This is a genomic window from Pseudomonas syringae, assembly GCF_000737245.1.
GTDB classification, from domain to species: Bacteria; Pseudomonadota; Gammaproteobacteria; order Pseudomonadales; family Pseudomonadaceae; genus Aquipseudomonas; species Aquipseudomonas syringae_J.
Window position 1 is genome coordinate 1 of sequence record NZ_JPQU01000104.1, and the last position, 302, is coordinate 302.

The following is a 302-nucleotide window of genomic DNA, read 5'->3' on the forward strand; positions in this document are numbered from 1 at the left end:
ACTGCAAAACCTCTCTGCCGATGCCCAAGCCGCCAAGGGCGACCCAGCCGACGTGGAAGCACAACTGAACTTGCTCAACCAGGATCTGGAACAGCTCAAAACATCGGTGTTGCTGCTCAGTGCCCCACAAGGCATTGCCCTGACCAGCGGCCAGCACTTGCAACTGGCCGCGCAGAAAAACCTGATGCTCAACGCCGGAGCCGAGGCCGATATCAGCGTGGTCAAGCGCCTGTTCATTGGGGTGGGTGAAGGCCTGAGCCTGTTCGTGCGCAAGTTGGGCATCAAGCTGATCGCCAATCAGG

Annotated in this window: 1 protein-coding gene; it reads left to right on the forward strand. The window is 59.3% G+C overall.

The annotated features are described in order from the left end of the window. A partial coding sequence (locus tag IV01_RS00770; protein WP_032631874.1) for a DUF2345 domain-containing protein occupies window positions 1-302 on the forward strand: 302 nt, incomplete at both ends.